The 26,401-nt window shown below is 64.8% G+C and carries 23 protein-coding genes; 14 read left to right on the top strand and 9 right to left on the bottom strand.

From position 1 onward, the window contains the following. Positions 1–104: 104 nt before the first annotated feature. Both H3H45_RS03260 and H3H45_RS03255 read right to left on the bottom strand, forming a co-directional pair. A complete protein-coding gene (locus H3H45_RS03260) occupies positions 105–812 on the bottom strand; it encodes a 3'-5' exonuclease (protein ID WP_182832306.1) in 708 nt (235 codons plus the stop codon). Beyond that, the gene (locus tag H3H45_RS03255) at positions 809–2,737 is read right to left on the bottom strand and encodes a DUF294 nucleotidyltransferase-like domain-containing protein (RefSeq protein ID WP_182832305.1); all 1,929 of its coding nucleotides are present in this window, start codon (positions 2,735–2,737) and stop codon (positions 809–811) included. The genes H3H45_RS03260 and H3H45_RS03255 overlap by 4 nt, the downstream gene beginning before the upstream one ends. 149 nt (positions 2,738–2,886) lie before the next feature. Between H3H45_RS03255 and H3H45_RS03250 the strand changes: the two genes are divergently transcribed. Further along, positions 2,887–3,930: an NAD(P)H-dependent flavin oxidoreductase gene (locus H3H45_RS03250; RefSeq protein ID WP_182832304.1), complete on the top strand. Its 1,044-nt coding sequence runs from the start codon at positions 2,887–2,889 to the stop codon at positions 3,928–3,930. A 214-nt stretch (positions 3,931–4,144) separates the two neighbouring features. On the opposite strand, the gene H3H45_RS03245 is transcribed toward H3H45_RS03250, so the two are convergent. From H3H45_RS03245 to H3H45_RS03235, 3 genes are read right to left on the bottom strand one after another with little or no spacing between them, the layout of a single operon-like run. Continuing rightward, on the bottom strand, positions 4,145–4,549 hold the full coding sequence (locus tag H3H45_RS03245; RefSeq protein WP_182832303.1) for a type 2 periplasmic-binding domain-containing protein: 405 nt from the start codon (positions 4,547–4,549) through the stop codon (positions 4,145–4,147). Positions 4,550–4,560: 11 nt separating this feature from the next. Continuing rightward, positions 4,561–5,700, bottom strand: coding sequence for a porin (locus tag H3H45_RS03240; RefSeq protein ID WP_182832302.1), 1,140 nt, complete (start codon positions 5,698–5,700; stop codon positions 4,561–4,563). A 23-nt stretch (positions 5,701–5,723) separates the two neighbouring features. Then, positions 5,724–7,346, bottom strand: a complete 1,623-nt coding sequence (locus H3H45_RS03235) for a methyl-accepting chemotaxis protein (protein WP_182832301.1) — start codon at positions 7,344–7,346, stop codon at positions 5,724–5,726. A gap of 263 nt (positions 7,347–7,609) precedes the next feature. Here H3H45_RS03235 and H3H45_RS03230 point away from each other — a divergent pair, with 263 nt between their 5' ends. Together H3H45_RS03230 and H3H45_RS03225 are read left to right on the top strand one after the other, a co-directional pair. Continuing rightward, a complete protein-coding gene (locus H3H45_RS03230) occupies positions 7,610–9,289 on the top strand; it encodes an ABC transporter substrate-binding protein (RefSeq protein WP_182832300.1) in 1,680 nt (559 codons plus the stop codon). Then, positions 9,276–9,986 carry a substrate-binding periplasmic protein gene (locus H3H45_RS03225; RefSeq protein WP_182832299.1) on the top strand — a complete coding sequence of 237 codons (711 nt, stop codon included), beginning with the start codon at positions 9,276–9,278 and terminating at the stop codon, positions 9,984–9,986. Before H3H45_RS03230 ends, H3H45_RS03225 begins: the two co-directional genes overlap by 14 nt. 137 nt (positions 9,987–10,123) lie before the next feature. Here H3H45_RS03225 and H3H45_RS03220 read toward each other — a convergent pair whose 3' ends face one another. Continuing rightward, positions 10,124–12,301 (bottom strand): malate synthase G, encoded by a 2,178-nt coding sequence (locus tag H3H45_RS03220; protein ID WP_182832298.1) that lies wholly within the window; start codon positions 12,299–12,301, stop codon positions 10,124–10,126. A 169-nt stretch (positions 12,302–12,470) separates the two neighbouring features. On the opposite strand from H3H45_RS03220, the gene H3H45_RS03215 reads away from it, so the two are divergent. Further along, a complete protein-coding gene (locus tag H3H45_RS03215; protein ID WP_182832297.1) occupies positions 12,471–12,920 on the top strand; it encodes a GNAT family N-acetyltransferase in 450 nt (149 codons plus the stop codon). Positions 12,921–13,022: 102 nt separating this feature from the next. After that, positions 13,023–13,541 carry a glycine cleavage system protein R gene (locus H3H45_RS03210; RefSeq protein WP_182832296.1) on the top strand — a complete coding sequence of 173 codons (519 nt, stop codon included), beginning with the start codon at positions 13,023–13,025 and terminating at the stop codon, positions 13,539–13,541. A 712-nt stretch (positions 13,542–14,253) separates the two neighbouring features. On the opposite strand, the gene rarD is transcribed toward H3H45_RS03210, so the two are convergent. The 3 genes from rarD to H3H45_RS03195 form a co-directional block, all read right to left on the bottom strand. Further along, complete coding sequence (gene rarD / locus H3H45_RS03205; RefSeq protein WP_182832295.1) at positions 14,254–15,147, bottom strand: EamA family transporter RarD; 894 nt, start codon at positions 15,145–15,147, stop codon at positions 14,254–14,256. Between the two features lie 149 nt (positions 15,148–15,296). Next, complete coding sequence (locus H3H45_RS03200; protein ID WP_182832294.1) at positions 15,297–16,271, bottom strand: serine/threonine protein kinase; 975 nt, start codon at positions 16,269–16,271, stop codon at positions 15,297–15,299. Between the two features lie 74 nt (positions 16,272–16,345). Next, positions 16,346–17,083 (bottom strand): ComF family protein, encoded by a 738-nt coding sequence (locus tag H3H45_RS03195; protein ID WP_182832293.1) that lies wholly within the window; start codon positions 17,081–17,083, stop codon positions 16,346–16,348. A gap of 72 nt (positions 17,084–17,155) precedes the next feature. Between H3H45_RS03195 and bioB the strand changes: the two genes are divergently transcribed. From bioB to H3H45_RS03150, 9 genes are all read left to right on the top strand, one after another. Further along, positions 17,156–18,214, top strand: coding sequence for a biotin synthase BioB (bioB, locus tag H3H45_RS03190; RefSeq protein ID WP_182832292.1), 1,059 nt, complete (start codon positions 17,156–17,158; stop codon positions 18,212–18,214). An 85-nt stretch (positions 18,215–18,299) separates the two neighbouring features. After that, a complete protein-coding gene (bioF, locus tag H3H45_RS03185; protein ID WP_182832291.1) occupies positions 18,300–19,469 on the top strand; it encodes an 8-amino-7-oxononanoate synthase in 1,170 nt (389 codons plus the stop codon). Beyond that, a complete protein-coding gene (locus H3H45_RS03180) occupies positions 19,462–20,193 on the top strand; it encodes an alpha/beta fold hydrolase (RefSeq protein ID WP_182832290.1) in 732 nt (243 codons plus the stop codon). The genes bioF and H3H45_RS03180 overlap by 8 nt, the downstream gene beginning before the upstream one ends. Continuing rightward, positions 20,186–20,989: a malonyl-ACP O-methyltransferase BioC gene (bioC, locus tag H3H45_RS03175; RefSeq protein ID WP_182832289.1), complete on the top strand. Its 804-nt coding sequence runs from the start codon at positions 20,186–20,188 to the stop codon at positions 20,987–20,989. The genes H3H45_RS03180 and bioC overlap by 8 nt, the downstream gene beginning before the upstream one ends. Before the next feature lie 9 nt (positions 20,990–20,998). Beyond that, positions 20,999–21,688, top strand: a complete 690-nt coding sequence (gene bioD, locus H3H45_RS03170; protein ID WP_182832288.1) for a dethiobiotin synthase — start codon at positions 20,999–21,001, stop codon at positions 21,686–21,688. A gap of 92 nt (positions 21,689–21,780) precedes the next feature. Then, positions 21,781–22,074 carry a hypothetical protein gene (locus tag H3H45_RS03165; protein WP_182832287.1) on the top strand — a complete coding sequence of 98 codons (294 nt, stop codon included), beginning with the start codon at positions 21,781–21,783 and terminating at the stop codon, positions 22,072–22,074. 216 nt (positions 22,075–22,290) lie between these two features. Further along, positions 22,291–22,884, top strand: a complete 594-nt coding sequence (locus tag H3H45_RS03160; RefSeq protein ID WP_235983315.1) for a putative metalloprotease CJM1_0395 family protein — start codon at positions 22,291–22,293, stop codon at positions 22,882–22,884. A gap of 169 nt (positions 22,885–23,053) precedes the next feature. Then, positions 23,054–24,859, top strand: a complete 1,806-nt coding sequence (locus H3H45_RS03155; RefSeq protein ID WP_182832285.1) for a phenylacyl-CoA dehydrogenase — start codon at positions 23,054–23,056, stop codon at positions 24,857–24,859. A gap of 134 nt (positions 24,860–24,993) precedes the next feature. After that, complete coding sequence (locus tag H3H45_RS03150; protein ID WP_182832284.1) at positions 24,994–26,328, top strand: GGDEF domain-containing protein; 1,335 nt, start codon at positions 24,994–24,996, stop codon at positions 26,326–26,328. The last annotated feature ends 73 nt before the right edge of the window (positions 26,329–26,401 follow it).

Below are 26,401 nucleotides of genomic sequence, written 5' to 3'. Positions count from 1 at the left end.
GCAAAAGCTGTCGGCAGGAGAAGTGCCGCCATTCTAGTGAGCGCCTAGTGTCAGGGGAATCGAGAATTGTTTACTAATGATATTGAGTCAGGCTATCAGCCGATCTACAGCGAAGGTGCGCGCTGGCGTCGCCGCCGACCCTGCAGACGCTGGTCGAGGACGAGCAGGCTGTCCAGCTGCTGGCGGCGCGCCTTGCTGAACAGGATCAGCGCCAGCTCGGCGGTGGCCAGGGCGTCGGCGCTGGCGTTGTGGCGCTCGGCGGCCTGCAGCTGGAAGTGCGCCAGCCAGTCATCCAGCCCGGCGTGGCGCAGGCTGACCTCGGGGCACAGCAGCGGCGCCAGCTCGGCGACATCGAGAAACGGGTGACGCAGGCGGTAACCGAGGCTTTCGCGCAGGGCGCGACCGAGCATGTGCTGGTCGAAGCCGGCGTGGAAGGCCAGCAGCGGGCTGTCGCCGAGGAATTCCATGAATGCCAGCAGCGCTTCGACCGGGTCGGTGCCGGCGGCGATGGCGCTGGGCGCTATGCCATGGATCAGGGTGCTGGCGCTGGCCTGGTGTCCGGCGCGGTGCAGGGTACATTCGAACTGCTGGCTGAAGTCGATGGCGCCACCTTCGATCACCACCGCGCCGATCGCCAGCAACTGGTCACGTTGCAGGTTGAGGCCGCTGGTTTCCAGGTCGAGCACCACCAGGCGCTGCCTGGCCAGGGGCGTATCGCTCAGGGCCGCGGCCGCCGGCAGCGCGGCCAGGCGCTGCTGCTGGGCATCGCTCAGTTGTGGGGTGTCGCGGCGGATCCAGTTGAAGATGCTCATAGCTGGTAGCGTAGCGTCAGGCTGGCTTGCAGGCGCTGGGCCTGGCGGAAGGACTCGCGCAGGATGCGCCGGTCCAGCTGGTTGAGACTGTCCGGGTCGAGGCGGTTGGAGAACGGCAGGCCCTGCAGCGCCTGCTGCTGGTGCAGCTGCAGGCGGGTCTGCTGGATGAAGTGGTAGGCCTCCTCGTAGGCGGCGCCGTCGAGGGCATCGATCACCCCTTTTTCGACCAGTTTGGCGAAGCGTCGCTGGGTGTTGCAATCCTCGACCCCGTGGACCAGGGCGAGCAGCCGCGCACCGTCGACGAAGGGGGTGAGGCCTTCGATCTTGAGGTCGAGGGTGTCTTTTTCCGCACCGCTGCGGGCCACCACGAAGTCGCGGAAGCGCCCCACCGGCGGCCGGTGCTGCAGGGCGTTGGCCGCCAGCATGCGCTGGAACAGGCTGTTATCGCGGATATCGGCGAACAGCTGCTCGCGCAGTTGCTCGCCGCCGTCCTCGGCGCCCCAGACCACGCGCAGATCGAAGTAGATGCTGGAACCGAGCAGGTTCTCCGGACTGGCCTCGCGCACGAAGCTGCTGAAGCGTCGCGCCCACTCGCTGCGTGACAGGCACAGCGCCGGGTTGCCGGCCATGATGTTGCCCGGACAGAGGCTGAAGCCGCAGTGCGCCAGCTGCTGGTTGATGCGCCGGGCCAGGGGCAGCAGACGCTGGCGGATGGCTTCGGCTTCCGCGCTGCTGGCGGCATCGAACAGGATGCCGTTGTCCTGGTCGGTGTGCAGGGTCTGCTCGCGGCGGCCTTCGCTGCCGAAGCACAGCCAGCTGAACGGCACGCCGGGGTCGCCGAGTTCCTCGATGCACAGCTCGATCACCCGGCACACGGTGTGATCGTTGAGCAGGGTGACCAGCTGGGTGATCTGCGTCGAGCTGGCGCCGTGGGCCAGCATGCGCTCGACCAGCAGGCGAATGTCGCTGCGCAGGGCAGCCAGGGTCTCGACCTTACCGGCATGGCGGATGGTGCGCGCCAGGTGCACCAGGTCGACACGCTGCAGGGAGAACAGGTCGCGCTCGGAGACCACGCCGACCAGCTGGCCGTGCTCGACCAGGCAGACGTGGGCGATATGCCGCTCGGTCATCGCCAGGGCGGCGTCGAAGGCACTGGCCTGGGGTGACAGGTGGAAGGGGCGCTGGGTCATCAGGGCCTCGATCGGCTGCTCCAGCGAGCTGCCGTCGGCGACCACCCGGCGCAGGTCGCGCAGGGTGAAGATGCCCAGCGGGCGGTTGCCTTCATCGACGATGACGATGCTGCCGACATGCTGCTCGTGCATGCGCCGCACCGCCTCGCGCAGCGGCGTTTCGGCACCGCAGCCGACCGGTTGCTGCATGGCCAGTTCGCGCAACGAGGTGTCCAGCGAATACTGCGCACCAAGGCTTTCCGCGGCGCGCAGCTGCACCTGCTGGTTGACCTGGTCGAGCAGGCTGCTCACCCCGCGCAGGGCGAAGTCGCGAAACGGCGCGCTCTGGGAAAACAGGCGGACGAAGGCCTGCTTGCCCAGCAGCAGGCAGAAAGTATCTTCGCCGGCCAGGTGTTCGGTGCGGGTGGCGCGTTCGCCGAGCAGGGCGGCCAGCGGGAAGCACTCACCGCTGGCGATCTCGAAGGTAGTCTCGCTGCCGCGCTTGGCCGAGTGCGGGCGCTCGCCGACCACCAGGCCCTGCTTGACGATGAAGAAGTGCTGCACCGGGCCGTCGGCGGGCTTGATGATGCTCTCGCCGGCGCCGTAGAAGCGCAGCTGGCAGTGCTCGACCAGATAGGCCAGCTGGGCGCTGTCCATCTGGTTGAACGGCGGGTACTTGCGCAGGAACTCCATGGTGCCGTGGATGTTCTGCAGCACGGCGGTCTTGCCGGCGGCGCTGCTTTCCTTGGACTGCATGCGGGCTGCCCTGATGGCGGAGATACCAGCATGGTCGGCGATTGCCGCACATCTGCCCATTGGACCTAGGTCGAAGAGCGGACCTGGCGCTGGCGGCGCGGCGCGGATTGCGGCAGATTGATGGCCCCTCGAGTCAGGAGTTCTTCGCCATGTCTGCCGCGCTTACCGAACTGCTGGGTATCCGCCATCCGCTGATCCAGGCGCCGATGGTCGGCGTGTCCACCCCGGCGCTGGCGGCGGCGGTGTCGAACGCTGGTGGCCTGGGCTCGCTCGGCATCGGTGCCAGCACGCCGGAGCAGGCGCGCGCGCTGATCAGTGCAACCCGCGCGCTGACTGCCGCACCCTTCAACGTCAACCTGTTCTGCCACCGCCCGGCGCAGGCCGATGAGTTCCGCGAGGCGGCCTGGCTGGAGCAGCTGCGGCCGTTGTTCGGCGAATTCGGCGCCGAGCCGCCGGCCCGCCTGACGGAAATCTACCGCAGCTTCCTGGCTGATCCGGCCATGCAGGTGATGCTGCTGGAGGAACGTCCTGCGGTGGTCAGCCTGCACTTCGGGCTGCCACCGCAGGCCTGGATCGCGGCGTTGCAGCAGGCTGGCATGCGTGTGCTGGCCTGCGTCACCAATCTGGCCGAAGCACGTCTGGCCGAAGCGGCGGGCGTCGATGCGCTGGTCGCCCAGGGCATCGAGGCCGGCGGGCACCGTGGGGTGTTCGAGCCCGAGGCGGGCGATGCGGGTCTTGGCACCCTGGCGCTGGTGCGCCTGCTGGTGACACAGACCACGCTGCCGGTGATCGCCGCCGGCGGCATCATGGACGGCGCCGGGATCAACGCGACGCTGGCCCTGGGCGCGGCCGGCGTGCAGTTGGGCACGGCCTTCGTGCTCTGTCCCGAGTCGGCGGCCAATGCGCCGTACCGGGCGGCGCTGCGCAGCGAGCAGGCCACGCGCACGCAGATCACCGCGAACATCTCCGGGCGCGCGGCGCGCGGCCTGCCCAATCGCCTGTATGGCGCGTTCGCCGCGCCGCTGCCGGATTACCCGATTGCCTACGACGCCGCCAAGGCCCTGCACGCGGCGGCCAGCGCCCAGGGCTGCCATGACTTCGCCGCGCAGTGGGCCGGGCAGGGCGCGCCGCTGGCCCGTGAGCTGCCGGCGGCCGAACTGGTTGCCGTGCTGCTGGCCGAGATGGCGCAATAGCAGACTGTTGAAAAACTACCTGCGTTGCCATCGCGGCGTTAAAAACAGGCTAAAAATGCTCATTTACAGCTCGTAAACTGCGCTTTTTCGCCTGTTTTTGCCTTGCGCTGGCTGCCTCGCCAACGTTTTTCAACAGCCTGCTAGCGCAGGATTTCTGCGGGCAATAAAAAAGCCGACGGGTCGCCCCGTCGGCTTTTTCACCGCAACCCCCGCCTTACGGCAGGGTCAGTAGCACTTTCACCTGGTCGGTGACTGCGGCCTTGTCGACATAGCCGATGGCATCGGCTTCGGCGGCGACCTTGGCCACCACTTCGGCATCGCCGGCTACGCTCGGCAGCGGCTGGCCCTTGCCGGTGAACACCAGGCCGGACCAGTAGGACTTCAGCTGCGCTTCACTCTTGCTGGCGACCGTGGCGTAGAACTTCTCCTTGGTCGGGTTCCAGTCTTTCTGGTCGACGCCTTTCAGCGACTTGTTCTTGCCCAGGAAGATGTTGGCCACGTCGGCCTGCGACGGGCTGGCAGTGGCGGCCGGGTTGACGATCACGGCGACTTCCGCCTGGACCAGGCCGGTGGCAGCCAGCAGAACGGTGGTGCACAGAGCACGGATGGATAGGTTCATCGATGCTCTCCTCAGAACACGAAGTCAACGCCGACACTGAAGATGTCGCCGTCGAAGTTGTGAGCGGGAGCCAGGCCGAGACGGTCGTCCACGGTCTGCTGGGCGTTGCGTACGAATACGCCTTCGTAGCTGTCGCCACTGGTTTCAACGCGCTTGTACTCGCCCTTGAGCACCACGGTGGGCATCAGGTTGTAGTTCAGACCGAAGGTCCAGGAGTTCTGCCGGCCGGCATCTTCGTCCAGCTGGGCATAGGTGACGTGCGGCAGGAACTCGCCGAAACGACGGCCGCCCATCAGGTAGAAGGCATCGGTGCTACCCGAACCATCGGCCTCGATCACGCGACTGGTCCACTCGTTGGCGGTCAGCCAGGTGCCGTTGTCGTACTGGTAGCCGAAGCTGGTGAACTTGCCTTTCTGGTGGTCCAGCGGGTTGAGGCTGACGTTGATGTTGCCGAAGAACGGCACGGTGACGTCATCTTCGATGTTGGCCTTGATGTCGGCCTCGACGTAGCCGGCGCGGAAGGTACCGAAGTCGTTGGTGGACAGGCTGATGTTGCCGCCGAAGATGTCGTTGTAGTCGATGTCGTGCATGTCATCGACGGCGAAGATGTCGCGATTCTTGGCCATGCCGCCGGCGACCTGGAAGGACACGGTGCCGAAGGAAACCGGCAGGTTGTAGACCACGTCGGCGCCTTCGTAGTTGGACAGCTGGACCTGGCTGTAGACCTCGTCGGGCAGGCGCAGCCAGGGGTAGCTGAAGCCCACGTCGATGCTTTCCGAGTACATGTACACCGGTGTACGCAGGCGGCCGGTGCGGACCATCAGGTTGTCGCTGGCCTGCCAGGACAGGTACAGCCACTCGACATTGGCCTGCCACTCGTCCTGGGCGGGTTTGATGGTGCCCTGGGCGGTGAAGCCGATGGTGTCGGTGATGCCGTACTGGAATTGACCACCCAGCTTGCTCAGCTGATCGCCGCGCCAGGAGTCGGTAGTCTGGCCGTTGACGCCGTAGCCCTTGCTATCGTCTTCGCCGCCCAGGTAGGTGAGGCCGGCAGTGCCGAAGCCGTTGAGCCGGTATTCGCCTTGCTCCAGCGCCAGGGCTGGGGTACTGGCCAGGCAGATGGCCAGACCAAGGACGCGTGCTGTAGTCATGTAGAGGTGCTCCGTTAGCAGTGTTAAACGCGGAATTGGGCCGTCGCCGAGCGCAGGTGATCCCCTGTGCTGACCAGTTGCTCGCCTAGACGGGCAGTGGCCTCGGCCCCATGTGCGGTTGCTTGTGCGTCCTGCTGCAACACTTGGGTTTCTTGTTGGATCGAACTCGACAGGCCGATCTGTTCATGGGTGAACTGAGCGATGCCGGCGTTGAGCTGGTTGATCTGGTCGACGGCCTGGGCAATCGCTTCGAGCACCTGGGTAGCCTGTACCGAGCGTTCGATGCTGGCCTGGGCCTTCTCGCCGTTGCTGGTCATCACGTTGAGCACACCATTGGCGCTGCTCTGCAGCCGCTGGATGATCTGCTGGATCTCGGCGGTGGAGGCGGCGGTCTTCTGCGCCAGGTTGCGCACTTCGTCGGCGACCACGGCAAAGCCACGGCCCTGCTCGCCGGCACGGGCCGCTTCGATGGCTGCGTTGAGGGCCAGCAGGTTGGTCTGCTCGGCGATGCTGCGGATCACGGTGAGGACCGAGCCGACCTGCTGGGTTTCTTCTTCCAGCTGCTCCATGGCCTGCACGGCGCTCATCACGCTGCTGCCCAGGTCGCTGATGCTGGTCGACAGGCTGCCGATGCTCTGCCGTGCGGTATCCGCCTGGCGGGCTGCGGCATTGGCTTCTTCGGAGGCCTGCTGGGAGCGGTGGGCGACTTCCTGGATGCTGCTGGTCATGGTCTGGATGTCGCGGCCGATCGAGTCGGTGTGCTGCTGCTGCGACTGGGCGTTCTGCTTGGCGCCCTGGGTCAGTTGATACAGCTCCTGCGACATCTGCCCCAGCGGGCTGGCGGCATCGATGGTCTGGCGGATGGTGCCCTGGAGTTTTTCCAGGAAGCGGTTGAACAGCTGGATCATCTCGCCGATCTCGTCATTCGAGTCGACGTTGACCCGCCGGGTCAGGTCGCCTTCACCGCGGGCGATGGCTTTCAGCGAGTCGATCACGCCATGCACGTTGCCCATGATGCCGCGGATCACCAGCACCGAACCGATGCTGACCAGCGCCACCAGCAGGATCGACAGGCCATAGCCGACGCGGGTGGTGGTGGCATTGTCGGTGCGGGCTTGCGCCAGGGTGGTCTGGAAGTCTTCGTAGGCATGGGCGCGGAAAGCATCGCCGAGCTTCTGCGCCTGGCTCAGGTCAGTGGCCATGCGGTCGAGGCTGGGGCGCAGATCCTCGAAGCTGGCGCTGCCCTTGACCAGTTGCTCGGAGGCGGCCAGGGCATTGTCGGCATAGCGCTGGATGGCGCTGCGCCAACCCTGCAGTTCATCGCTGCGGGTCGCGTTGTCCTTGGCCAGGCCCTGCAGCTCCTGCTGTTTACTGGCGATTTCTGCGAGCACCTTGCGCGCATCGTCGAGGGTCGCCAACTCGCCGGCGGCCACTGCGTTGTTAAACAGACCGGGCAGGCGCGAGAACTGGAAGATCACCGCGTCGGCTTTCTCCAGGGTAGGGAAACTATGGGTTTCCAGCGCCACCAGGCGCACATCGTTATCCGCCAGCTGCAACGAGCTGTAGCCCACATAGAGCAACAGGCCGCACAGGGCAACGGCGGGTAACAGCGACAACTTCAAGGTTAGCGACAGATTCTTCAACATGGCAGGTGTACCCAAATGGGGGCGCGAAGTGTACAGGAAGCCAGTTAGCAGCCTAGAGGCCACTTATTGGTCATGGTTTGACCATGCTCTTTTTGATGGTCTGCCCTAACTGTCGGCCGACCGTTGTATTGCTATAGCTAGAAAACCGCGCTTTTGCCCGCCAACCGCGGCAAATCGCCATATTTGCGCCGGTATTGGCTCGGTTGGAGGGACGAACGGCAGATGCCGCACTAGAATGGCCAGATAAGAAAAAGGAGAGACGAATGCGCTCCGTGATGTGGCTCGTCTTGCTATTCAGTACCCTGACCCACGCTGCCAACCCCCTGCAGGAAGCCATCGCCGAGCTGCAACCCAGCTCTCTGGCGGCGGCCGAGCAGCGCGCCGAGCTGGCCTGGTTCGCTGCTGCGGGCAAACCGTTTGCGGGGGTGCAGGTGCGCGTCATCGCCGAGCATATTCCCACTCACTGGTACGAGGCGACGGTGCTGGCGCCGTTGTTCAGCCGGCTCACCGGCATCCGCGTGATCCACGAGATCAGTGGCGAAGACGACGTGGTGAACAAGCTGCGCACCCAGCAGCAGACCGGTTTGCCCCTCTACGATGCCTATGTCAGTGATAGCGATCTGCTCGGTCAGCACTTTCGCGATGGCCAGGTGCTGGTGCTCTCCGACTTCATCGACGGCGAGGGTGCCAGCGTCACCTCGCCGACCCTCGACCTCGCCGATTTCATCGGCCTGCCCTTCGTCACCGCGCCGGACGGCAAGCTCTACCAGCTGCCGGACCAGCAGTTCGCCAATCTCTACTGGTATCGCCAGGACTGGTTCGAGCGTCCGGAGCTGCGCCAGGCCTTCCGCGAGCGCTATGGCTACGAGCTGGATGTGCCGCAGAACTGGTCGGCCTATGAGGACATCGCGGCCTTCTTCACCGAGCAGGTCGGCGAGATCGACGGCCAGCGCGTCTATGGCCACATGGACTACGGCGGCTACGACCCGTCGCTGGGCTGGCGCCTGTCCGATGCCTGGCTGGGCATGGCCGGGGTGGCTGACCTCGGTTTACCCAACGGCCTGCCGGTGGACGACTGGGGCATTCGCGTCGAAGGCTGTCGCCCGGCGGGTGCCAGCATGGCCCGTGGCGGTGGGCTGGACAGCCCGGCGGCGGTCTATGCGCTGCAGCAGTATGTCGACTGGCTCAAGCGCTACGCGCCGCCGGAGGCGCAGCAGATGAGCTTCAACCAGGCCGGCAATATCGCCGCCCAGGGCCATGTGGCGCAGCAGATCTTCTGGTACACCGCCTTCACCGCCGACTACACCAAGCTTGGTACGCCGGTGGTGGATGGCGAAGGCAAGCCCAAATGGCGGGTCGCGCCGTCACCGCGCGGCGCCTACTGGCAGGACGGCATGAAGTCCGGCTACCAGGATGTCGGCGCCTGGACCCTGCTCGCCAATACGCCGCTGCGTCAGCGCCAGGCTGCCTGGCTCTACGCCCAATTCGTCACCGCCAAGAGCGTGTCGCTGCGCAAGACCCTGGTCGGGCTCACGCCGATCCGCCGCTCCGATCTGGATTCCCCAGCCCTGCTCGCCGAGGCACCACGCCTCGGGGGACTGGTCGAGTTCTATCGCAGCCGCGCGGCGCGGCGCTGGACCCCGACCGGGGCCAACGTGCCCGACTACAGCGGCATGGCCAGTCTATGGTGGCGCCAGCTGCACCCGGCGATCAGCGGCCAGCTCAGCGCGGCGCAGGCGCTGCACAACCTGGCGGGCGCCTTCGACCAGCACCTGCAGGTTGTGGCGCAGCGCCAGCAGAATGCCTGTGCACCGCAGCTCAACCCACCGCGCGGGGCGCAGTACTGGTTGCCACAGCCGGGCGCGCCCTGGCCGCAACTGGCGGATGAACGCCCGCCGGGCCGTACCTTGAAGTACCAGGAGGCCTTGCGTGCGTGGGATTAGCCTGTTGTTACTGGGCCTGCTCAGCTTGCCGTGCGCGGCCGCCGAAATCGAGCTGTACGCCTGGGAGCGGCCACCGCTGGTGCAACAGACGCTGGATGGCCAGGGCGCCGGGCTGGTGCCCGAGTTGACCCGCGAGCTGTTCCGCCGTGCCGGCATCTCCTACCAGTTGAGTTTTCTGCCGCTGCAGCGAGCGCTGGTGAAGGTCCAGCAGAAGCCCAACAGTTGCGTGTTGCTGGTCGAACGTCGGCAGGAGCGCGAGCCCTACTATGCCTGGATCGGTCCGCTGCTGATCTCGCGTCTGGGGCTGTACGCCAAGGCTGATGACGATCTGCAGCTGGACAGTCTGGAACAGGCGCGCGGCCTGCGCATCCTCAGTCACCAGGGTTCTGGTGCCGGTGACTACCTGCAAGGCGTCGGGCTCGACGTGCTGTATTCGAACAAGGAGTCGCTCAACCTGAGCATGCTGCAGCGCAGTCGCGCGCGACTGTGGGCAACCAGCGCGGCGGTGGTTCACTCGCTGGGGGCCAAGCCCGCACCGCGTGAGGTGCTGCCCTTCCTGACGTTGATGGAAGACATCGCCTGCCACCCGCAGGTCGATCCGGCGCTGCTGCAGCGCCTGCAGACGAGCTTGCAGCAGATGTACCGCGAAGGCTGGGTGCAGGCGCTGTACCAGCAGCATGGGGTGAGTCTGGAGTAAGCGGCGGGGTGGCTCAGCCGCGCCTGGCTGCCAGTGCCGGCATGAGGCCCGTTCACTGAGTGCCTAGTTAAGGCAGGCTGATTCACGGGCATAAAAAAAACCGCCCCGGAGGGCGATTTTTTCACAGCAGCGACGAGTTACAGACCGTTGGCGGCCTTGAACTCGCGGCGGCGGCGGTGCAGCACCGGCTCGGTGTAGCCGTTCGGCTGCTTGGTACCTTCGACCACCAGTTCCAGGGCAGCCTGGAAGGCGATGTTGCTGTCGAAGTTCGGCGCCAGCGGACGGTACAGCGGGTCGTTGGCGTTCTGCCGGTCAACCACCGGCGCCATGCGCTTGAGGCTGGCAACGATCTGCTCTTCGGTGACGATGCCGTGACGCAGCCAGTTGGCCAGTAGCTGGCTGGAGATGCGCAGGGTGGCGCGGTCTTCCATCAGGCCGACATCGTTGATGTCCGGCACCTTGGAGCAGCCGACGCCCTGGTCGATCCAGCGCACCACGTAGCCGAGGATGCCCTGGGAGTTGTTGTCCAGTTCGTTCTGGATTTCTTCCGGGGTCCAGTTGGTGTTCGGCGCCAGCGGGATGCTCAGGATGTCGTCCAGCGAGGCGCGCTCGCGCTTGGCCAGCTCGGCCTGGCGGGCGAACACGTCGACCTTGTGGTAGTGCAGCGCGTGCAGCGCGGCGGCGGTCGGCGACGGCACCCAAGCGGTGTTGGCACCGGCCAGCGGGTGGGCGATCTTCTGCTCGAGCATGCCGGCCATCAGGTCGGGCATGGCCCACATGCCTTTGCCGATCTGCGCGCGACCCTGCAGGCCGGTGGCCAGGCCGATGTCGACGTTCCAGTTCTCGTAGGCGGCGATCCACTTCTCGCTCTTCATGGCGGCCTTGCGCACCACGGCGCCGGCTTCCATGGAGGTGTGGATTTCGTCACCGGTGCGGTCGAGGAAGCCGGTGTTGATGAACACCACGCGCTCGCTGGCGGCCTTGATGCAGGCTTTCAGGTTGACGGTGGTGCGGCGCTCTTCGTCCATGATGCCGACTTTCAGGGTGTTGCGCGGCAGGCCGAGCACGTCTTCGACGCGGCTGAAGATTTCGCTGGTGAAGGCGACTTCTTCCGGGCCGTGCATCTTCGGCTTGACGATGTACACGCTGCCGGTGCGGGTGTTCTTGCGGCTGGTGTTGCCATTCAGGTTGTGGATGGCGATCAGGCTAGTGAACAGGCCGTCCTGGATGCCTTCAGGAATCTCGTTGCCCTGGGCATCGAGGATCGCCGGGTTGGTCATCAGGTGACCGACGTTGCGCACGAACAGCAGGCTGCGGCCGTGCAGGGTCAGCTCGCTGCCGTCGGCCTTGGTGTAGACGCGGTCCGGGTTCATGGTGCGGGTGAAGGTCTGGCCACCTTTGGCCACTTCTTCCGCCAGGTCGCCTTTCATCAGGCCCAGCCAGTTGCGGTAGACGATGACCTTGTCATCGGCATCGACGGCGGCGACCGAGTCTTCGCAGTCCATGATGGTGGTCAGGGCGGCTTCCATCAGTACGTCTTTGACGCCGGCGGCATCGGTCTGGCCGACCGGGCTGTTGGCGTCGATCTGGATCTCGAAGTGCAGGCCGTTGTGCTTGAGCAGCACGGCTTTCGGTGCGGCAGCTTCGCCCTGGAAGGCGATGAACTGGGCGGCGTTCTTCAGGCCGGTGCTGCTGCCGTTTTTCAGGCTCACGGCCAGTTGGCCGTTCTTCACTACATAAGCAGTGGCGTCGACGTGGGAAGCACCTTCCAGCGGCGCGGCTTCGTCGAGGAAGGCGCGGGCGAAAGCGATGACCTTGTCACCACGGACCTTGTTGTAGCCCTTGCCTTTCTCGGCGCCGTTTTCTTCGCTGATCACGTCGGTGCCGTACAGCGCGTCGTACAGCGAACCCCAGCGGGCGTTGGAGGCGTTCAGGGCGAAACGGGCGTTCATTACCGGCACTACCAGCTGCGGGCCGGCCAGGCGGGCGATTTCTTCGTCGACGTTCTGCGTGGTGGCTTGGAAGTCAGCCGGTTCTGGCAGCAGGTAGCCGATTTCCTGGAGGAAGGCTTTGTAGGCGGCGGCGTCATGCGCCTGGCCGGCACGGCCTTGATGCCAGGCGTCGATCTTGGCCTGGAAGTCATCACGCTTGGCGAGCAGGGCGCGGTTTTTCGGGGCCAGATCGTTGATCACGGCTTCGGCGCCAGCCCAGAACTTGTCGGCAGCGATGCCGGTACCGGGGATGGCTTCATTGTTGATGAAGTCGTAAAGGGCTTTGGCGACCTGCAGGCCACCGACTTGAACGCGCTCAGTCATTGCTTGCCTCACTTGATTCCAGACAGCTCTAAATCCGGGCCGGACGGCCATGTAGTACGAGCCGCGGGATACTACATGACTCAAACGAAAAAATCAGTCACGGCCTGTGAGTGCCCGCCAGGCGGCGCTCTACCTATACTGGCGCGATCAACTGACAGTGGAGGTTGCAATGCGCGTGGTGCAAGCGGGTGTGAATGATCTGGATGAACTGGTCGGCCTGTTCGCCGCCTACCTCGAGTTCTACGAGGTGCCCAGGGCGGCCGGGGAGATCGCCAAGTTCATCGGCGCGCGCCTGCAGCGTGGTGATTCGACCCTGTTCATTGCTCGCGATGAACAGGGTGTGGCACAGGGCTTCGTGCAGCTCTACCCGTTCTTCGCCTCGCTGCACATGGCCCCGGCCTGGCTGCTCAGCGACTTGTATGTGGCGCCCAGTGCGCGCCGCCAGGGGGTCGCCGAGGCACTGATGAACAACGCCCGCGCCCACGGCGTGGCCACGGGTGCCTGTGGTCTGCAGCTGGAAACGGCAAAGAGTAACCTGGGCGGCCAGGCGCTCTATGAAAAGCTAGGCTATGTACGAGATGAGGTGTTTTATACCTATTGGCTGAGCCTGGCGGATTGAAGGCTTACAGTCGCAGGAGCGAGCTCCGCTCGCGAAGCATCGTGCTGATCGGGTTCGCGAGCAGAGCGCGCTCCTACATTTAAAAACAACAGGGGTTTCTCCATGAATCATCTGGTACTCACGGTAATCGCCCCGGACCAGCCAGGCCTGGTCGAGCGCATCGCCCAGTGCATCGCCGGCCACGGTGGCAACTGGCTGGAAAGCCGCATGTCGCGCATGGCCGGGCAGTTCGCCGGCATCCTGCGCGTGGCGGTACCGGCGGAAAGCTACGACGAGCTGGTCGAGGCGCTGCAGGCCCTGAACGCCCAGGGCATCCGCGTGCTGGTGGCGGAAAGCGGCATCGAGCCGTCCTGCACCTGGAAACCGATCCTGCTCGACCTGGTCGGCAACGACCGCCCCGGCATCGTCCGCGACATCACCCGCCTGCTGGCCGAGCAGGGCGTCAACCTGGAAAGCCTGACCACCGAAGTGGCGCCCGCGCCGATGAGTAGCGAACCGCTATTCCATGCCGAGGCGGTGCTGGCGGTGCCACTGACGCTGTCGCTGGATGTGCTGCGCGACAAGCTGGAAAACCTCGCCGATGATCTGATGGTTGAGCTGAACCTGCGCACCGATCCCTGAGAATCTGCCGACGATCTCTTGATCGTCGGCCATGCTGCGTTGAAATTGGGCTCGGGCTGCTCATTTACAGCTCGTAAACTCCGCGCCCTCGCCCAATTTCGCCTTGCCTGGCTCTAGCTCAAAAGATCGTAGACAGATTCTGATATCCCCGATTAGCGGGGATGGAGCTGTGGATAAACTGGGGAGCCCCGGCGCACGCACTAGTGCCCCGGGGCTTTTCTTTAAGTGCTTAAAAAACCAGCAGTTTCCCAATGTTGTGCACAAAGGCCGGGGATGCTTCTGTGGATAACCACGGGATGAACGGCCACAGGCCAGGGCTGCTGTGGGTTACGCCGGGTTGAGTGTTTTCTGAGCGACTATGCGACGGCTTCAGTCTTGGCAGCCGAGCCTTTTGCGCTAGGTTGCCCAGCGCAGTTCAGCGCATGGTGATATCCCCGATTAACGGGGATGGGCTTGTGGATAAGCTGGGGAGTGGCGGCGCCACCCCTAGTGCCCCGCAGCTTCTCGGTAACTGACTAAAAAACCAGCAGTTTCAAGGCGTTGTGCACAAAGACCGGGGATGCTTCTGTGGATAAGGCGGGGATGACTGGCGCCAGGCCAGGTGTGGCGCCGTCTGTGGCTGATTGGGTGTTTTCTGCACAATGGCCCTCGCAGGCTGTCGCATCGTCGTAGGGGGCGTTGTGTGCACGATGCCCCCTACGCTGGACTCTCCTCAGGTCGCCTGCCGGCGGCGCAGGCTCAACCAGATATCCAGGCTGTACAGCGCCAATCCGGCCCAGATACAGATAAAGGCCAGCAGCTTGCTCGGGTCGAAATGTTCGCCGAACAGAAAGATCGCCTGCAGCATCACCAGCGTCGGCGCCAGGTACTGTAGGAAGCCCAGGGTGGTGTAGGGCAGATGGCGCGCGGCGGCGTTGAAGCACAGCAGCGGCACCAGGGTGATCGGGCCGGCGGCGATCAGCCATAGTGCCTCCGAGGTGCTCCAGAAGGCGCCTTGCGTGCTCATGGCTGCCGGATGCCAGAGCAGCCAGCCGAGCGCCAGCGGCAGCAGCAGCCAGGTTTCCACCACCAGGCCGGGCAGGGCGGCCACTGGCGCCTGCTTGCGGATCAGGCCGTAGAAGCCGAAGGTCAGCGCTAGCACCAGCGAGACCCAGGGAATGCTCCCCACCTGCCACAGCTGCTGCAGCACGCCCAGCGCGGCCAGGCCCACGGCCAGCCACTGCAGGCGGCGCAGGCGTTCGCCGAGCAGCAGCATACCGAGCAGCACGTTGATCAGCGGGTTGATGTAGTAGCCCAGGCTGGCTTCGAGCATGCGCCCGTTGTTCACCGCCCACACATAGACCAGCCAGTTGCTGGCGATCAGCAGACCGCTGATGGCAAGCACGCCGAGACGCCTGGGATTGCTGCGCAGCTCGCGCAGCCAGCCCGGATGTTTCCACGCCAGCAGCAGGGCGGCGCCGAACAACGCCGACCACAGCGCGCGATGAACGATGATCTCCAGCGCTGGCACGTTCTGGATGGCTTTGAAATACAGCGGGAACAGACCCCAGATGGTGTAGGCGATGATGCCCAGCAGATACCCGCGCTGCGGGTTGGCGGTGGCCATGCAGAATCCTTGGTTAGGCAGCTAACTAAGCCAGCGATTCTAGTGGGGTAGGGCGAGCTTGTCTGGTCGTTCAGCTTTGTTCGAGCGGTCGCTGCAGCGATTCCCGTCAGGCTTTCTTTACGCTAGCCCGGATGTAATCCGGGCCATGCTCAGAACAGCTTCAGCGGCTCTTCATCCAGCGCCGCCATCTGCTCGCGCAACATCAATATTTGTTCGCCCCAGTAACGTTCCGTGCCGAACCAGGGGAAGCTCATGGGGAATGCCGGGTCGTCCCAGCGCCGTGCCAGCCAGGCGCTGTAGTGCATCAGGCGCAGGGCGCGCAGGCCTTCGATCAGTGGCAGTTCGCGGCTGGCGAAGTCGTGGAACTCGTTGTAGCCGTCGACCAGTTCGGCCAGTTGCCCCAGGCGCTCGTGGCGTTCGCCGGCGAGCATCATCCAGATGTCCTGCACCGCCGGGCCCATGCGGCAGTCGTCGAGGTCGACGATATGGAAGCTGTCGTCGCGGCACAGCAGGTTGCCCGGATGGCAGTCGCCGTGCAGGCGGATCGGCGTGTAGCGCACGCTGGCGAACAGCTGGTCGAGGCGCTTGAGCAGGTCGCGCGCTACCGATTCGTAAGCCGGCAGCAGGCTGCGCGGGATAAAGTTGCCATCCAGCAGGGTGGCCAGCGATTCGTGACCGAAGTTGACCACGCCCAGCGCTTCGCGATGGGCGAAGGGGCGGCTGGCGCCGACCGCGTGCAGGCGTCCGAGCAGTTGGCCGAGGCGATACAGCTGGTCGAGATTGCCCGGCTCCGGGGCGCGGCCGCCACGGCGCGGGAACAGGGCGAAGCGGAAGCCGGCGTGCTCGAACAGGGTCTCGCCGTCGCGCACCAGGGGCGCCACCACCGGGATCTCGCAGTCAGCCAGTTCGGCACTGAAGGCATGTTCCTCGCGGATTGCCGCATCGCTCCAGCGTGCCGGGCGGTAGAACTTGGCGATCAGCGGCGTCTCGTCCTCGATGCCCACCTGATAGACGCGGTTCTCGTAGCTGTTGAGGGCCAGCACGCGGGCGTCGCTGAGGTAGCCGAGGCTCTCCACGGCATCCAGCACCAGGTCGGGGGTCAGCGTGGCGAAGGGATGGGACATGGGCGACTCCGGTTGCGGGGCGCAGAGTGTAACCCCTGGCCGGCGCAGGTCGTGCGTCATCTTTCAGAACCGCTTTAGCTGTCGCCGGGCTTGGGCGTGCGTGCCAGGCAATAGATATCCACCCGCGCCGCACCGGCCTTGCGCAGCAGGCGGGCGACGGCCTCGGCGGTGGCGCCGGTGGTCAGCACGTCGTCGATCACCGCCAGGTGTTTGCCCTTCACCTCCGCCCTGGCAGCCAGGGCAAAGGCGCGGCGCAGGTTGCGCAGGCGTGCGGCGGCGTCCAGATCCTGCTGGTGGGCGGTGTCCTGCGGGCGCTGCAGCCAGTGCTTCTGGGTGGGCAGGGCGAGGCTGGCGCCGAGCCAGTCGGCGAGCATTTCGGCCTGGTTGAAGCCACGCTGGCGCAAACGCTTGCCGGCCAATGGCACCGGTAGCAACAGGTCGGGGCGCGGCAGGCCTTCGGCGAAGGCGTGCTGCAGATGATGTGACAGCAGGTCGGCCAGCAGACGTCCCAATGGCCAACGTGCCTGGTGCTTGAAGCGGGTGATCAGGCTGTCGATCGGGAAGGCGTAGCGCCACGGCGCTTCCACTCGTTCGAAAGCCGGCGGTCGCTTGAGGCAGGCACCGCAGACCAGACCGCTATCCGGCAGTGGCACGGCGCAGACCGCGCAATGCCCGCCCAGCCAGGGCAGTTCGCTCTCGCAGGGGCCGCATAGCGGCAGCGCGGATTCACTGGGTTCGGCGCAGAGCAGGCAGGATTGTTTGTTTTTTGTCCAGATGTAAACCTGGTTATCCCGGTGTGGTTGACAGCGCATGGTCCTTCCCTGACGATGCCGAACAGCCGTGTTGCGACCAGCCTAGCAGCCAACGAATAAGGAATACCCCCGATGAGTGCCAGCATTTCTTCCGTCACCCGTCACGACTGGAGCCTCGCCGAGGTCAAGGCCCTGTTCGAACAGCCGTTCAACGACCTGCTGTTCCAGGCCCAGACCGTACACCGCGCGCATTTCGACGCCAACCGCGTGCAGGTCTCGACCCTGCTGTCGATCAAGACCGGCGCCTGCCCGGAAGACTGCAAGTACTGCCCGCAGTCCGGCCACTACAACACCGGCCTGGACAAAGAAAAGCTGATGGAAGTGCAGAAGGTGCTGGAGGCGGCTGCCGAGGCCAAGGCCATCGGCTCCACCCGCTTCTGCATGGGCGCGGCGTGGAAGCACCCGTCGGCCAAGGACATGCCCTACGTGCTGAAGATGGTCGAAGGCGTGAAGAAGCTCGGCCTGGAAACCTGCATGACCCTCGGCAAGCTCGACCAGGAGCAGACCCGCGCCCTGGCCGAGGCCGGTCTCGACTACTACAACCACAACCTGGATACCTCGCCGGAGTTCTACGGCAACATCATCACCACCCGCACCTACAGCGAGCGCCTGCAGACCCTGGCCTACGTGCGTGAGTCCGGGATGAAGATTTGCTCTGGCGGCATCCTCGGCATGGGCGAGTCGCTCGATGACCGCGCAGGGCTCTTGATCCAGCTGGCCAACCTGCCGGAACACCCGGAAAGCGTGCCGATCAACATGCTGGTCAAGGTCAAGGGCACGCCGCTGGCCGAGGAGCAGGACGTCGATCCGTTCGACTTCATTCGCATGCTCGCCGTGGCGCGGATCATGATGCCGAAATCCCACGTGCGCCTGTCCGCCGGGCGCGAGGCGATGAACGAGCAGATGCAGGCTCTGGCCTTCATGGCCGGCGCCAACTCGATCTTCTACGGCGAGAAGCTGCTGACCACCAAGAACCCGCAGGCGAGCAAGGACATGCAGCTGTTCGCCCGTCTCGGCATCAAGCCGGAAGAGCGCGAAGAGCATGCCGACGAAGTGCACCAGGCCGCCATTGAGCAAGCCCTGGTCGAGCAGCGCGATTCCAAGCTGTTCTACGACGCCACTTCGGCCTAAACCGCTCTTCATGTAGGAACCAGCTTGCTGGCGATCCGTCGTCATAACCGATCGCCAGCAAGCTGGTTCCTACCGGGTATTGCATATGCCTTTCGATCTTGCCGCCCGCCTCGCCGAGCGTCACGCCGCCCACCTGTTCCGGCAGCGGCCCTTGCTGGACAGCCCGCAGGTGCCGTTGGTGCAGGTCGACGGACGCCAGCTGCTGGCCTTCTGCTCCAACGACTATTTGGGACTGGCCAATCATCCCGAGGTGATTCGCGCCTTGCAGCAGGGGGCGGACAAGTGGGGCGTTGGTGGCGGCGCCTCGCACCTGGTGATCGGCCACAGCGCCCCGCACCATGAGCTGGAAGAGGCCCTGGCCGCGTTCACCGGCCGGCCGCGCGCATTGCTGTTTTCCACCGGCTACATGGCCAACCTGGCGGCTGTTACCGCGCTGGTCGGGCAGGGCGACACGGTGCTGGAAGACCGCCTCAACCACGCCTCGCTGCTGGATGCCGGTCTGCTCTCCGGCGCGCGGTTTTCCCGCTACCTGCACAACGATGCGGTCAGCCTGAGCAACCGCTTGCGCAAGGCCACGGGCAACACCCTGGTGGTCACTGACGGCGTGTTCAGCATGGATGGCGACCTGGCCGATCTGCCCAACCTTTGCGCGGAGGCCAAGGCCAGCAACGCCTGGGTGATGGTCGACGATGCCCACGGCTTCGGCCCGCTGGGCGCCAGCGGTGGCGGCATCGTCGAACACTTCGGCCTGGGGCTGGACGATGTGCAGGTACTGGTCGGCACCCTGGGCAAGGGGTTCGGTACGGCCGGGGCTTTCGTCGCCGGCAGCGAGGAGTTGATCGAGACGCTGATCCAGTTCGCCCGTCCTTACATCTACACCACCAGCCAGCCGCCGGCGGTGGCCTGCGCCACCCTGAAGAGCCTTGAACTGCTGCGCACGGAAGGCTGGCGCCGCGAGCACCTGAACAAGCTGGTCGCGCGCTTCCGCCAGGGCGCGGCCGAGATCGGCCTGAGCCTGATGGACAGCCCGACACCGATCCAGCCGATCCTGATCGGTGACAGCGAGCGTGCGCTGAAATTATCTGCACTATTGAAAGAGCGTGGCCTGCTGGTCGGCGCGATCCGTCCGCCGACGGTGCCGGTGGGCAGCGCCCGCCTGCGCGTGACCCTGTCTGCGGCGCACAGTGAGGCGCAGCTGGAACAACTGCTCGCAGCCCTGGCCGAGTGCTGGCCGCAGGTACGCGACGATGCGTGAGCAACTGATTCTGCTACCCGGCTGGGGCCTCGGCAGCCTGCCCCTGGAAGTGCTGGTCGAGGCCCTGCGCGGCCTGGCCCCGCAACTGCAGGTGACTATCGAAGCGCTGCCTGAACTAGAAAGTGGCGAGCCGCGCGACTGGCTGCTGGAACTGGACGAGCGCTTGCCCGAGCACACCTGGCTGGGCGGCTGGTCGCTAGGCGGCATGCTCGCCAGCGAGCTGGCGGCGCTGCGCGGCGAGCGCTGCCGTGGCCTGCTGACCCTGGCCAGCAACCCCTGCTTCGTGGCCGGCGGCGACTGGCCGCACGGCATGCCCGAGGCGACCTTCAACGCCTTTGTCGACGCCTGCCGGCAGGATCCGCGCGCCACCCGCAAGCGCTTCAGTCTGCTCTGCAGCCAGGGCGCCGACACCGCGCGTGATCTGGCGCGCCAGCTGCAGGCCGGCGCACCGCAGCTGCCGCCCGAGGTGTTGCTAGCTGGGCTGGAGGTGCTGGGTAATTTCGACGGGCGCAGTGCCATCCAGCGCTTCGCCGGGCCGCAACTGCATCTGCTGGCCGGCGCCGATGCGCTGGTGCCGGCCGAGGTGGCGGGTGATCTGCTGGCGCTGCAGCCGGATATCGAGGTTGGCCTGATCGAAGACGTCAGCCACGCCTTCGTGCTGGAGCGCCCGCATGAAGTGGCGGCGGCGATCCTGGCGTTCCTCAGCGAGGCGGATGATGACTGACTGGCACGAACAGAGCGGCTTGCCGGACAAACGCCGGGTCGCCGCTTCCTTCTCCCGCGCGGCAGAGAGTTACGACAGCGTCGCCGCTCTGCAGCGTGCGGTGGGTGTCGAACTGCTGGCGCGCCTGCCGCTGCAGTTGGCGCCGCAGCGCTGGCTGGATCTGGGCTGCGGTACCGGGCATTTCAGTCGGGTCCTGGCGGTGCGCTTCCCCGGCGCCGAGGGCGTGGCTCTCGATCTCGCCGAAGGCATGCTGCGCCATGCCCGTCCGCTGGGCGGTGCGCAGCGTTTCGTCGCCGGCGATGCCGAGAGTCTGCCGCTGCGCGATGGCTGCTGCGACCTCCTGTTTTCCAGCCTGGCAGTGCAATGGTGTGGCGATTTCTCCGCCGTGCTCGCCGAGGCGCGCCGCGTGCTCAGGCCCGGCGGCGTGCTGGCTTTCACCAGCCTGTGCGTCGGCACCCTGCAGGAGCTGCGTGACAGTTGGCAGGCGGTGGATGGTTTGGTTCACGTCAATCGTTTCCGCCGTTTCGCCGACTACCAGCAGCTGTGTGCGGATAGCGGTTTGCAGGTGCTCGGGCTGGAGCGTCGGGCCCAGCGCCTGCACTTCCCCGATCTGCGCGAGCTGACCCATGAACTCAAGGCGCTCGGCGCGCACAACCTCAATCCGGGACGCCCCGGTGGTCTGACCGGGCGGGCGCGGATTCGCGCGCTGGTCGAGGCCTATGAGGTTTTCCGCCAGCCCGAGGGCCTGCCAGCCACCTACCAGGTGGTCTATGGCGTGCTGCAGAAACCGTTCTAGAGAGTCGCCATGACCCAGGCTTATTTCGTCACCGGCACCGACACCGAAGTCGGCAAAACCACCATCGCCGCCGGCCTGTTGCACGCCGCGCGTCTGGCCGGGCTGAGCACGGCAGCCGCCAAGCCGGTGGCCTCCGGTTGCGAGGTGACGGCAGAGGGGCTGCGTAACAGCGATGCCTTGGCCCTGCTCGGTGAATGCACGCTGCCGCTGACCTACGCACAGGTCAATCCGCTGGCCTTTGCCCCGGCCATCGCTCCGCATCTCGCCGCGCGCGAAGCAGGCGTGGCCTTGACGCTCGACGCGCTGCTCGCCCCGGTGCAGCAGGTGCTTGCTCAGGGCGCCGACTTCACCCTGGTCGAAGGCGCGGGTGGCTGGCGCGTACCGCTGGCCGGGCAGGCGAACCTGTCCGACCTGCCGATTGCCTTGGGGCTGCCGGTGATCCTGGTAGTTGGTGTGCGTCTCGGCTGCATCAACCATGCGCTGCTGACCGCCGAGGCGATTGCCCGCGACGGCCTGACCCTGGCCGGCTGGGTGGCGAATATCGTCGACCCGCACACCGCGCGTCTGGAAGAGAACCTGGCGACCCTCGCCGAGCGCCTGCCTGCACCGTGTCTGGGGCAGGTGCCGCGTCTGGCGCAGGCAAGCCCGGCGGCGGTGGCGGCGTACCTGCAATTGGACTTGCTGGAGATTCCGACATAAGTAGTGACATGGCCATAGCCATTTGCTTGTACAAAAAATGAGCATTTTCTGCTTAACTCTTTTGCACATCTCTGTACGAGTGGGATCGCAGCATGGAAATCTCTGGTAGTGCCTTCAATTCCGGCCTGAACGCCATTCAGGCTGGACAGCGTCGCGTTGACCAAGCCGCCACTGAAATTGCCAGCAACACCTTGCCTCAGGCTCCGCTGGAAACCCCGCCAACCCAGCAGGTCAACCCGCCGCCGGGCAGCGCGTCGAACACCCAGGCCGACCTGGCGGAAAGCTTGGTCGCCCTCAATGTCGGAAAGACCGAGGCACAAGCGGGTGCCAAGGTCGTGGAAACGGCTGACGAAGTACTGGGTACCCTGATCGATACCCGCGCGTAAGCGCACGCAAGAGCAGTCTCGCCCGGCAGCGGGGCGAGGAGGAGTTGGATGCAGATCGGCAGCGCTACGCCTTATGTCGCGCCTTCGCCGTCATCCTTGCCGGCGCGTGCGCTCTCGTCCGCTGATTCCGTTGCCCCTTCTTCTCCTGAGCTTAATCGCAGCAATCAAGCCCCTGTAACGTCTACCTCGGCTACTGGCTCGGATGAGCAGGCGTCGTTGCGCGAGGAAGCCGACAGTCCAGGCAATGGCGAAGACGCCAAGCCTTCTGCACGTGAAACCCAACAGGTGCGACAAGAGCAACTGCAGGTCGCCGAACTGGCCAGTCGTGATCGTGAGGTGCGTGCCCATGAGCAGGCCCATGCCGCCGTGGGGGGCGCCTATGCTGGCGCGCCCGCCTACACCTACAAGCGCGGTCCGGATGGCAAGTCTTATGTGGTGAGTGGCGAAGTCAGCATTGATGTCAGCCCGATTCCCAATGACCCGCAAGCCACCTTGCGCAAAATGGAAGTGGTGCAGCGCGCAGCCCTGGCGCCGGCAGAGCCTTCCTCCCAGGACCGTCGCGTGGCAGCGCAAGCCCAGGCCCTGGCTGCCCAGGCGCGTACGGATCTGGCCCAGCAACGGCGTGAAGAGGCTGCAGCGGCCAGCGAGGAGCGACGCCTGCTTGCCGAAGAGCGCGAACAGGAACAGCAAGAGAAGGAGAAAGAGGAGAAATCCGTGCAGCAGCCTCCGATATCTGCGCCTAGTCTTGATCTGTATCGGGGACTCAGCCAGTTGCAGAGCCCCGAACCGACGGTCGATCTGCTTGCCTGAGCGGTTGCTTTCGGATGCTTGACAAGGTTGGGGCGTAAACGTATGTTTCAAACGCCTGTTTGATTGCTGCGCCAGCTCATGGCTGCCGGGCTCTGGGAGAAATCCCACAAGCGACCGCGATTGTTCCGGTCAAACAAAATCAAGGAATCCACCGTAGAGGTTTACCGCTATGCCTGAGTACAAGGCCCCCTTGCGTGATATCCGCTTCGTTCGCGACGAACTGCTCGGCTACGAAGCGCACTATCAGAGCCTGCCTGGCTGCCAAGACGCCACCCCGGACATGGTTGCCGCCATTCTGGAAGAAGGCGCCAAGTTCTGTGAGCAGGTAATCGCCCCCCTCAATCGTGTGGGTGACCTGGAAGGTTGCACCTGGTCCCCGGAAGGCGTGAAAACTCCGACCGGTTTCAAGGAAGCCTACAAGCAGTTCGTCGAAGGCGGCTGGCCTTCCCTGGCCCACGACGTTGACCACGGTGGCCAAGGCCTGCCGGAGTCCCTGGGTCTGGCGATCAGCGAAATGGTCGGTTCGGCCAACTGGTCCTGGGGCATGTACCCGGGTCTGTCGCACGGTGCGATGAACACCATCTCCGAGCACGGCACCGACGAGCAGAAGCACACCTACCTGACCAAGCTGGTATCCGGCGAGTGGACCGGCACCATGTGCCTGACCGAACCGCACTGCGGTACCGACCTGGGCATGCTGCGCACCAAGGCCGAGCCCCAGGCTGACGGCACCTACAAAGTGTCCGGCACCAAGATCTTCATCTCCGCTGGTGAGCACGACATGGCCGATAACATCGTCCACATCGTACTGGCCCGCCTGCCCGACGCGCCGCAAGGCACCAAAGGCATTTCCCTGTTCATCGTGCCGAAGTTCTCGGTCAATGCTGACGGCACCGTTGGTGCGCGTAACGCCGTTTCCTGTGGCTCGATCGAGCACAAGATGGGCATCCACGGCAACGCCACCTGCGTGATGAACTTTGACGGCGCCACCGGTTACCTGATCGGCCCAGCCAACAAAGGCCTGAACTGCATGTTCACCTTCATGAACACTGCCCGTCTGGGTACTGCTCTGCAGGGTCTGGCTCACGCCGAAGTCGGCTTCCAGGGTGGCCTGAAGTACGCTCGTGAGCGTCTGCAGATGCGTTCCCTGACTGGCCCGAAAGCGCCGGAAAAAGCCGCTGACCCGATCATCGTCCACCCGGACGTGCGTCGCATGCTGCTGACCATGAAGGCTTTCGCCGAAGGCAACCGCGCCATGGTGTACTTCACCGCCAAGCAGGTTGACATCGTCAAGTACAGCCAGGACGAAGCCGAGAAGAAAGCCGCAGACGAACTGCTGGCCTTCCTCACCCCGATCGCCAAGGCGTTCATGACCGAAGTCGGTTTCGAAGCCGCTTCTCATGGCATGCAGATCTATGGTGGCCACGGCTTCATCGCCGAGTGGGGCATGGAGCAGAACGTTCGCGACTGCCGCATCTCCATGATGTACGAAGGCACCACCGGCATTCAGGCCCTCGACCTGCTGGGTCGTAAGATTCTGATGACCCAGGGCGGCGCACTGAAGAACTTCACCAAGATCGTGCACAAGTTCTGCCAGACCAACGAAGCCAACGAAGCCATCAAAGGCCTCGTCGAGCCGCTGGCCAAGCTGAACAAGGAGTGGGGCGACATCACCATGAAGATCGGCATGGCTGCGATGAAAGATCGCGAAGAAGTCGGTGCCGCTTCCGTGGACTACCTGATGTACTCCGGCTACGCCTGCCTGGCCTACTTCTGGGCTGACATGGCGCGCCTGGCTGCCGAGAAGATCGCTGCTGGTACTGAAGACGAGGCCTTCTACAAGGCCAAGCTGCAGACTGCCAACTTCTACTTCGCACGCATCCTGCCGCGTACCCGTGCGCACGTTGAGGCCATGCTGTCTGGCGCCAACAACCTGATGGACATGGCCGAAGAAGACTTCGCCCTGGGTTACTAAACCCGGTCCGACCTCAGGTCAGAAAAACCGCGACCCTCGGGTCGCGGTTTTTTTTCGCCTGCACGAAAGCGACGGACGCAACCTGTCGAAAATGCGAGCTATTACTGATGCTGGAATACCTAGGTGCAGGCAGAATGCCGCATTCCGTTGCAGTGCCCTGTCGCACTGGAGTGCTTGCCGTGTTCCCGCTTGCCGCCGTCCGTTTCAGTCACTTCCTGTTGCCGTTGCTGTTGCTGCTTGGCGGGGTGTTGGCTGCACGTCTGGCCGTGCTCAACGAGTTTTTCCTGTCGTTGTTCAATGTGCTGCCGACCCTGCTGTTGCTGCTCGGTGGCGCCTTTTGCGTGGTCTACAACCGTCAGCGCGAGCTGTCGCTGCTGGTGGTGGTCTATCTGGGCTACTTTCTGCTCGATACGCAGACCGACTACTTCCGCCAGCACGCCAAGGTGCGTGAGGACGCCGCGCTGGTGTTCCACCTGTGCAGCCTGTTGCTGCCGTTGCTGTATGGCCTGTTTGGTGCCTGGCGCGAGCGCAGCCATCTGCTGCAGGACTTGGTGGCGCGCGCCGCTGTGCTGTTGGCGGTCGGGGGTGTGGCGGTAGCCCTGGCGCAGCGTTATCCCGATGCTTTGCAACGCTGGCTGACGGAGATCCACTGGCCGCTGCTGCATGGCAGCTGGATGAGCCTGATCCAGCTGGCCTATCCGCTGTTCTTGATTGCCAGCGTGTTGCTGCTGGTGCAGTACCTACGCCAGCCGCGGCCGCTGCATGCCGCCCTGCTGTTTGGCCTGCTCGCGCAGCTGTGGATGTTGCCGCAGACCTTCATCCTGCCCCATGCCCTGCAGGTGATGAGCAGCCTGAGCATGCTCATGCTGGTTTCTGCCGTGGCGCACGAGGCCTATCAGATGGCTTTTCGCGATGAACTCACCGGTCTGCCGGGGCGCCGTGCGCTGAATGATCGCCTGGAGCGCCTGGGACGCAGCTATGTGATCGCCATGGCCGACGTCGATCACTTCAAGAAATTCAACGACACCCATGGTCATGATGTCGGCGATCAGGTGCTGCGTCTGGTTGCCGCGCAACTGCGCAAGATCGGTGGCGGCGGCAAGGCCTACCGCTATGGCGGTGAGGAATTCACCCTGGTGTTCCCCGGCAAGACGCTGGCCGAATGCCTGCCGCACCTGGAGGTGGTACGCCAGGCCATCGAGGTCTACCGCATCCAGCTGCGTGACAAGCAGCAGCGTCCGCAGGACGACAAGCAGGGCCGTCAGCGCCGTGCCGGCAGCAAGGCCAGCGAGGTTTCGGTGACGGTGAGCATGGGCGTAGCTGAGCGCGGTCTGGAGCAGAGTCGCCCGGAAGAGGTGATCAAGGCCGCAGACAAGGCGCTCTACAGCGCCAAGAGTGCCGGGCGCAACTGCATTCGCAGCCCCGGCCAGCGGCGTGGCGCGGTCAAGCTGGAAAGTGTCGACAATTGAGCAGGGTGCTCTGGCGGATCGGTGCCGCGTCTGGTGGCGAGTACCTGCTGTGTTTGCCGGCTGAGCGTTGCGC

It is taken from the genome of Aquipseudomonas guryensis, from assembly GCF_014164785.1.
Taxonomy (GTDB): Bacteria; Pseudomonadota; Gammaproteobacteria; order Pseudomonadales; family Pseudomonadaceae; genus Aquipseudomonas; species Aquipseudomonas guryensis.
The sequence above is the reverse complement of the archived record's forward strand: the minus strand, read 5'-3'. Positions and strand labels throughout refer to the sequence as shown.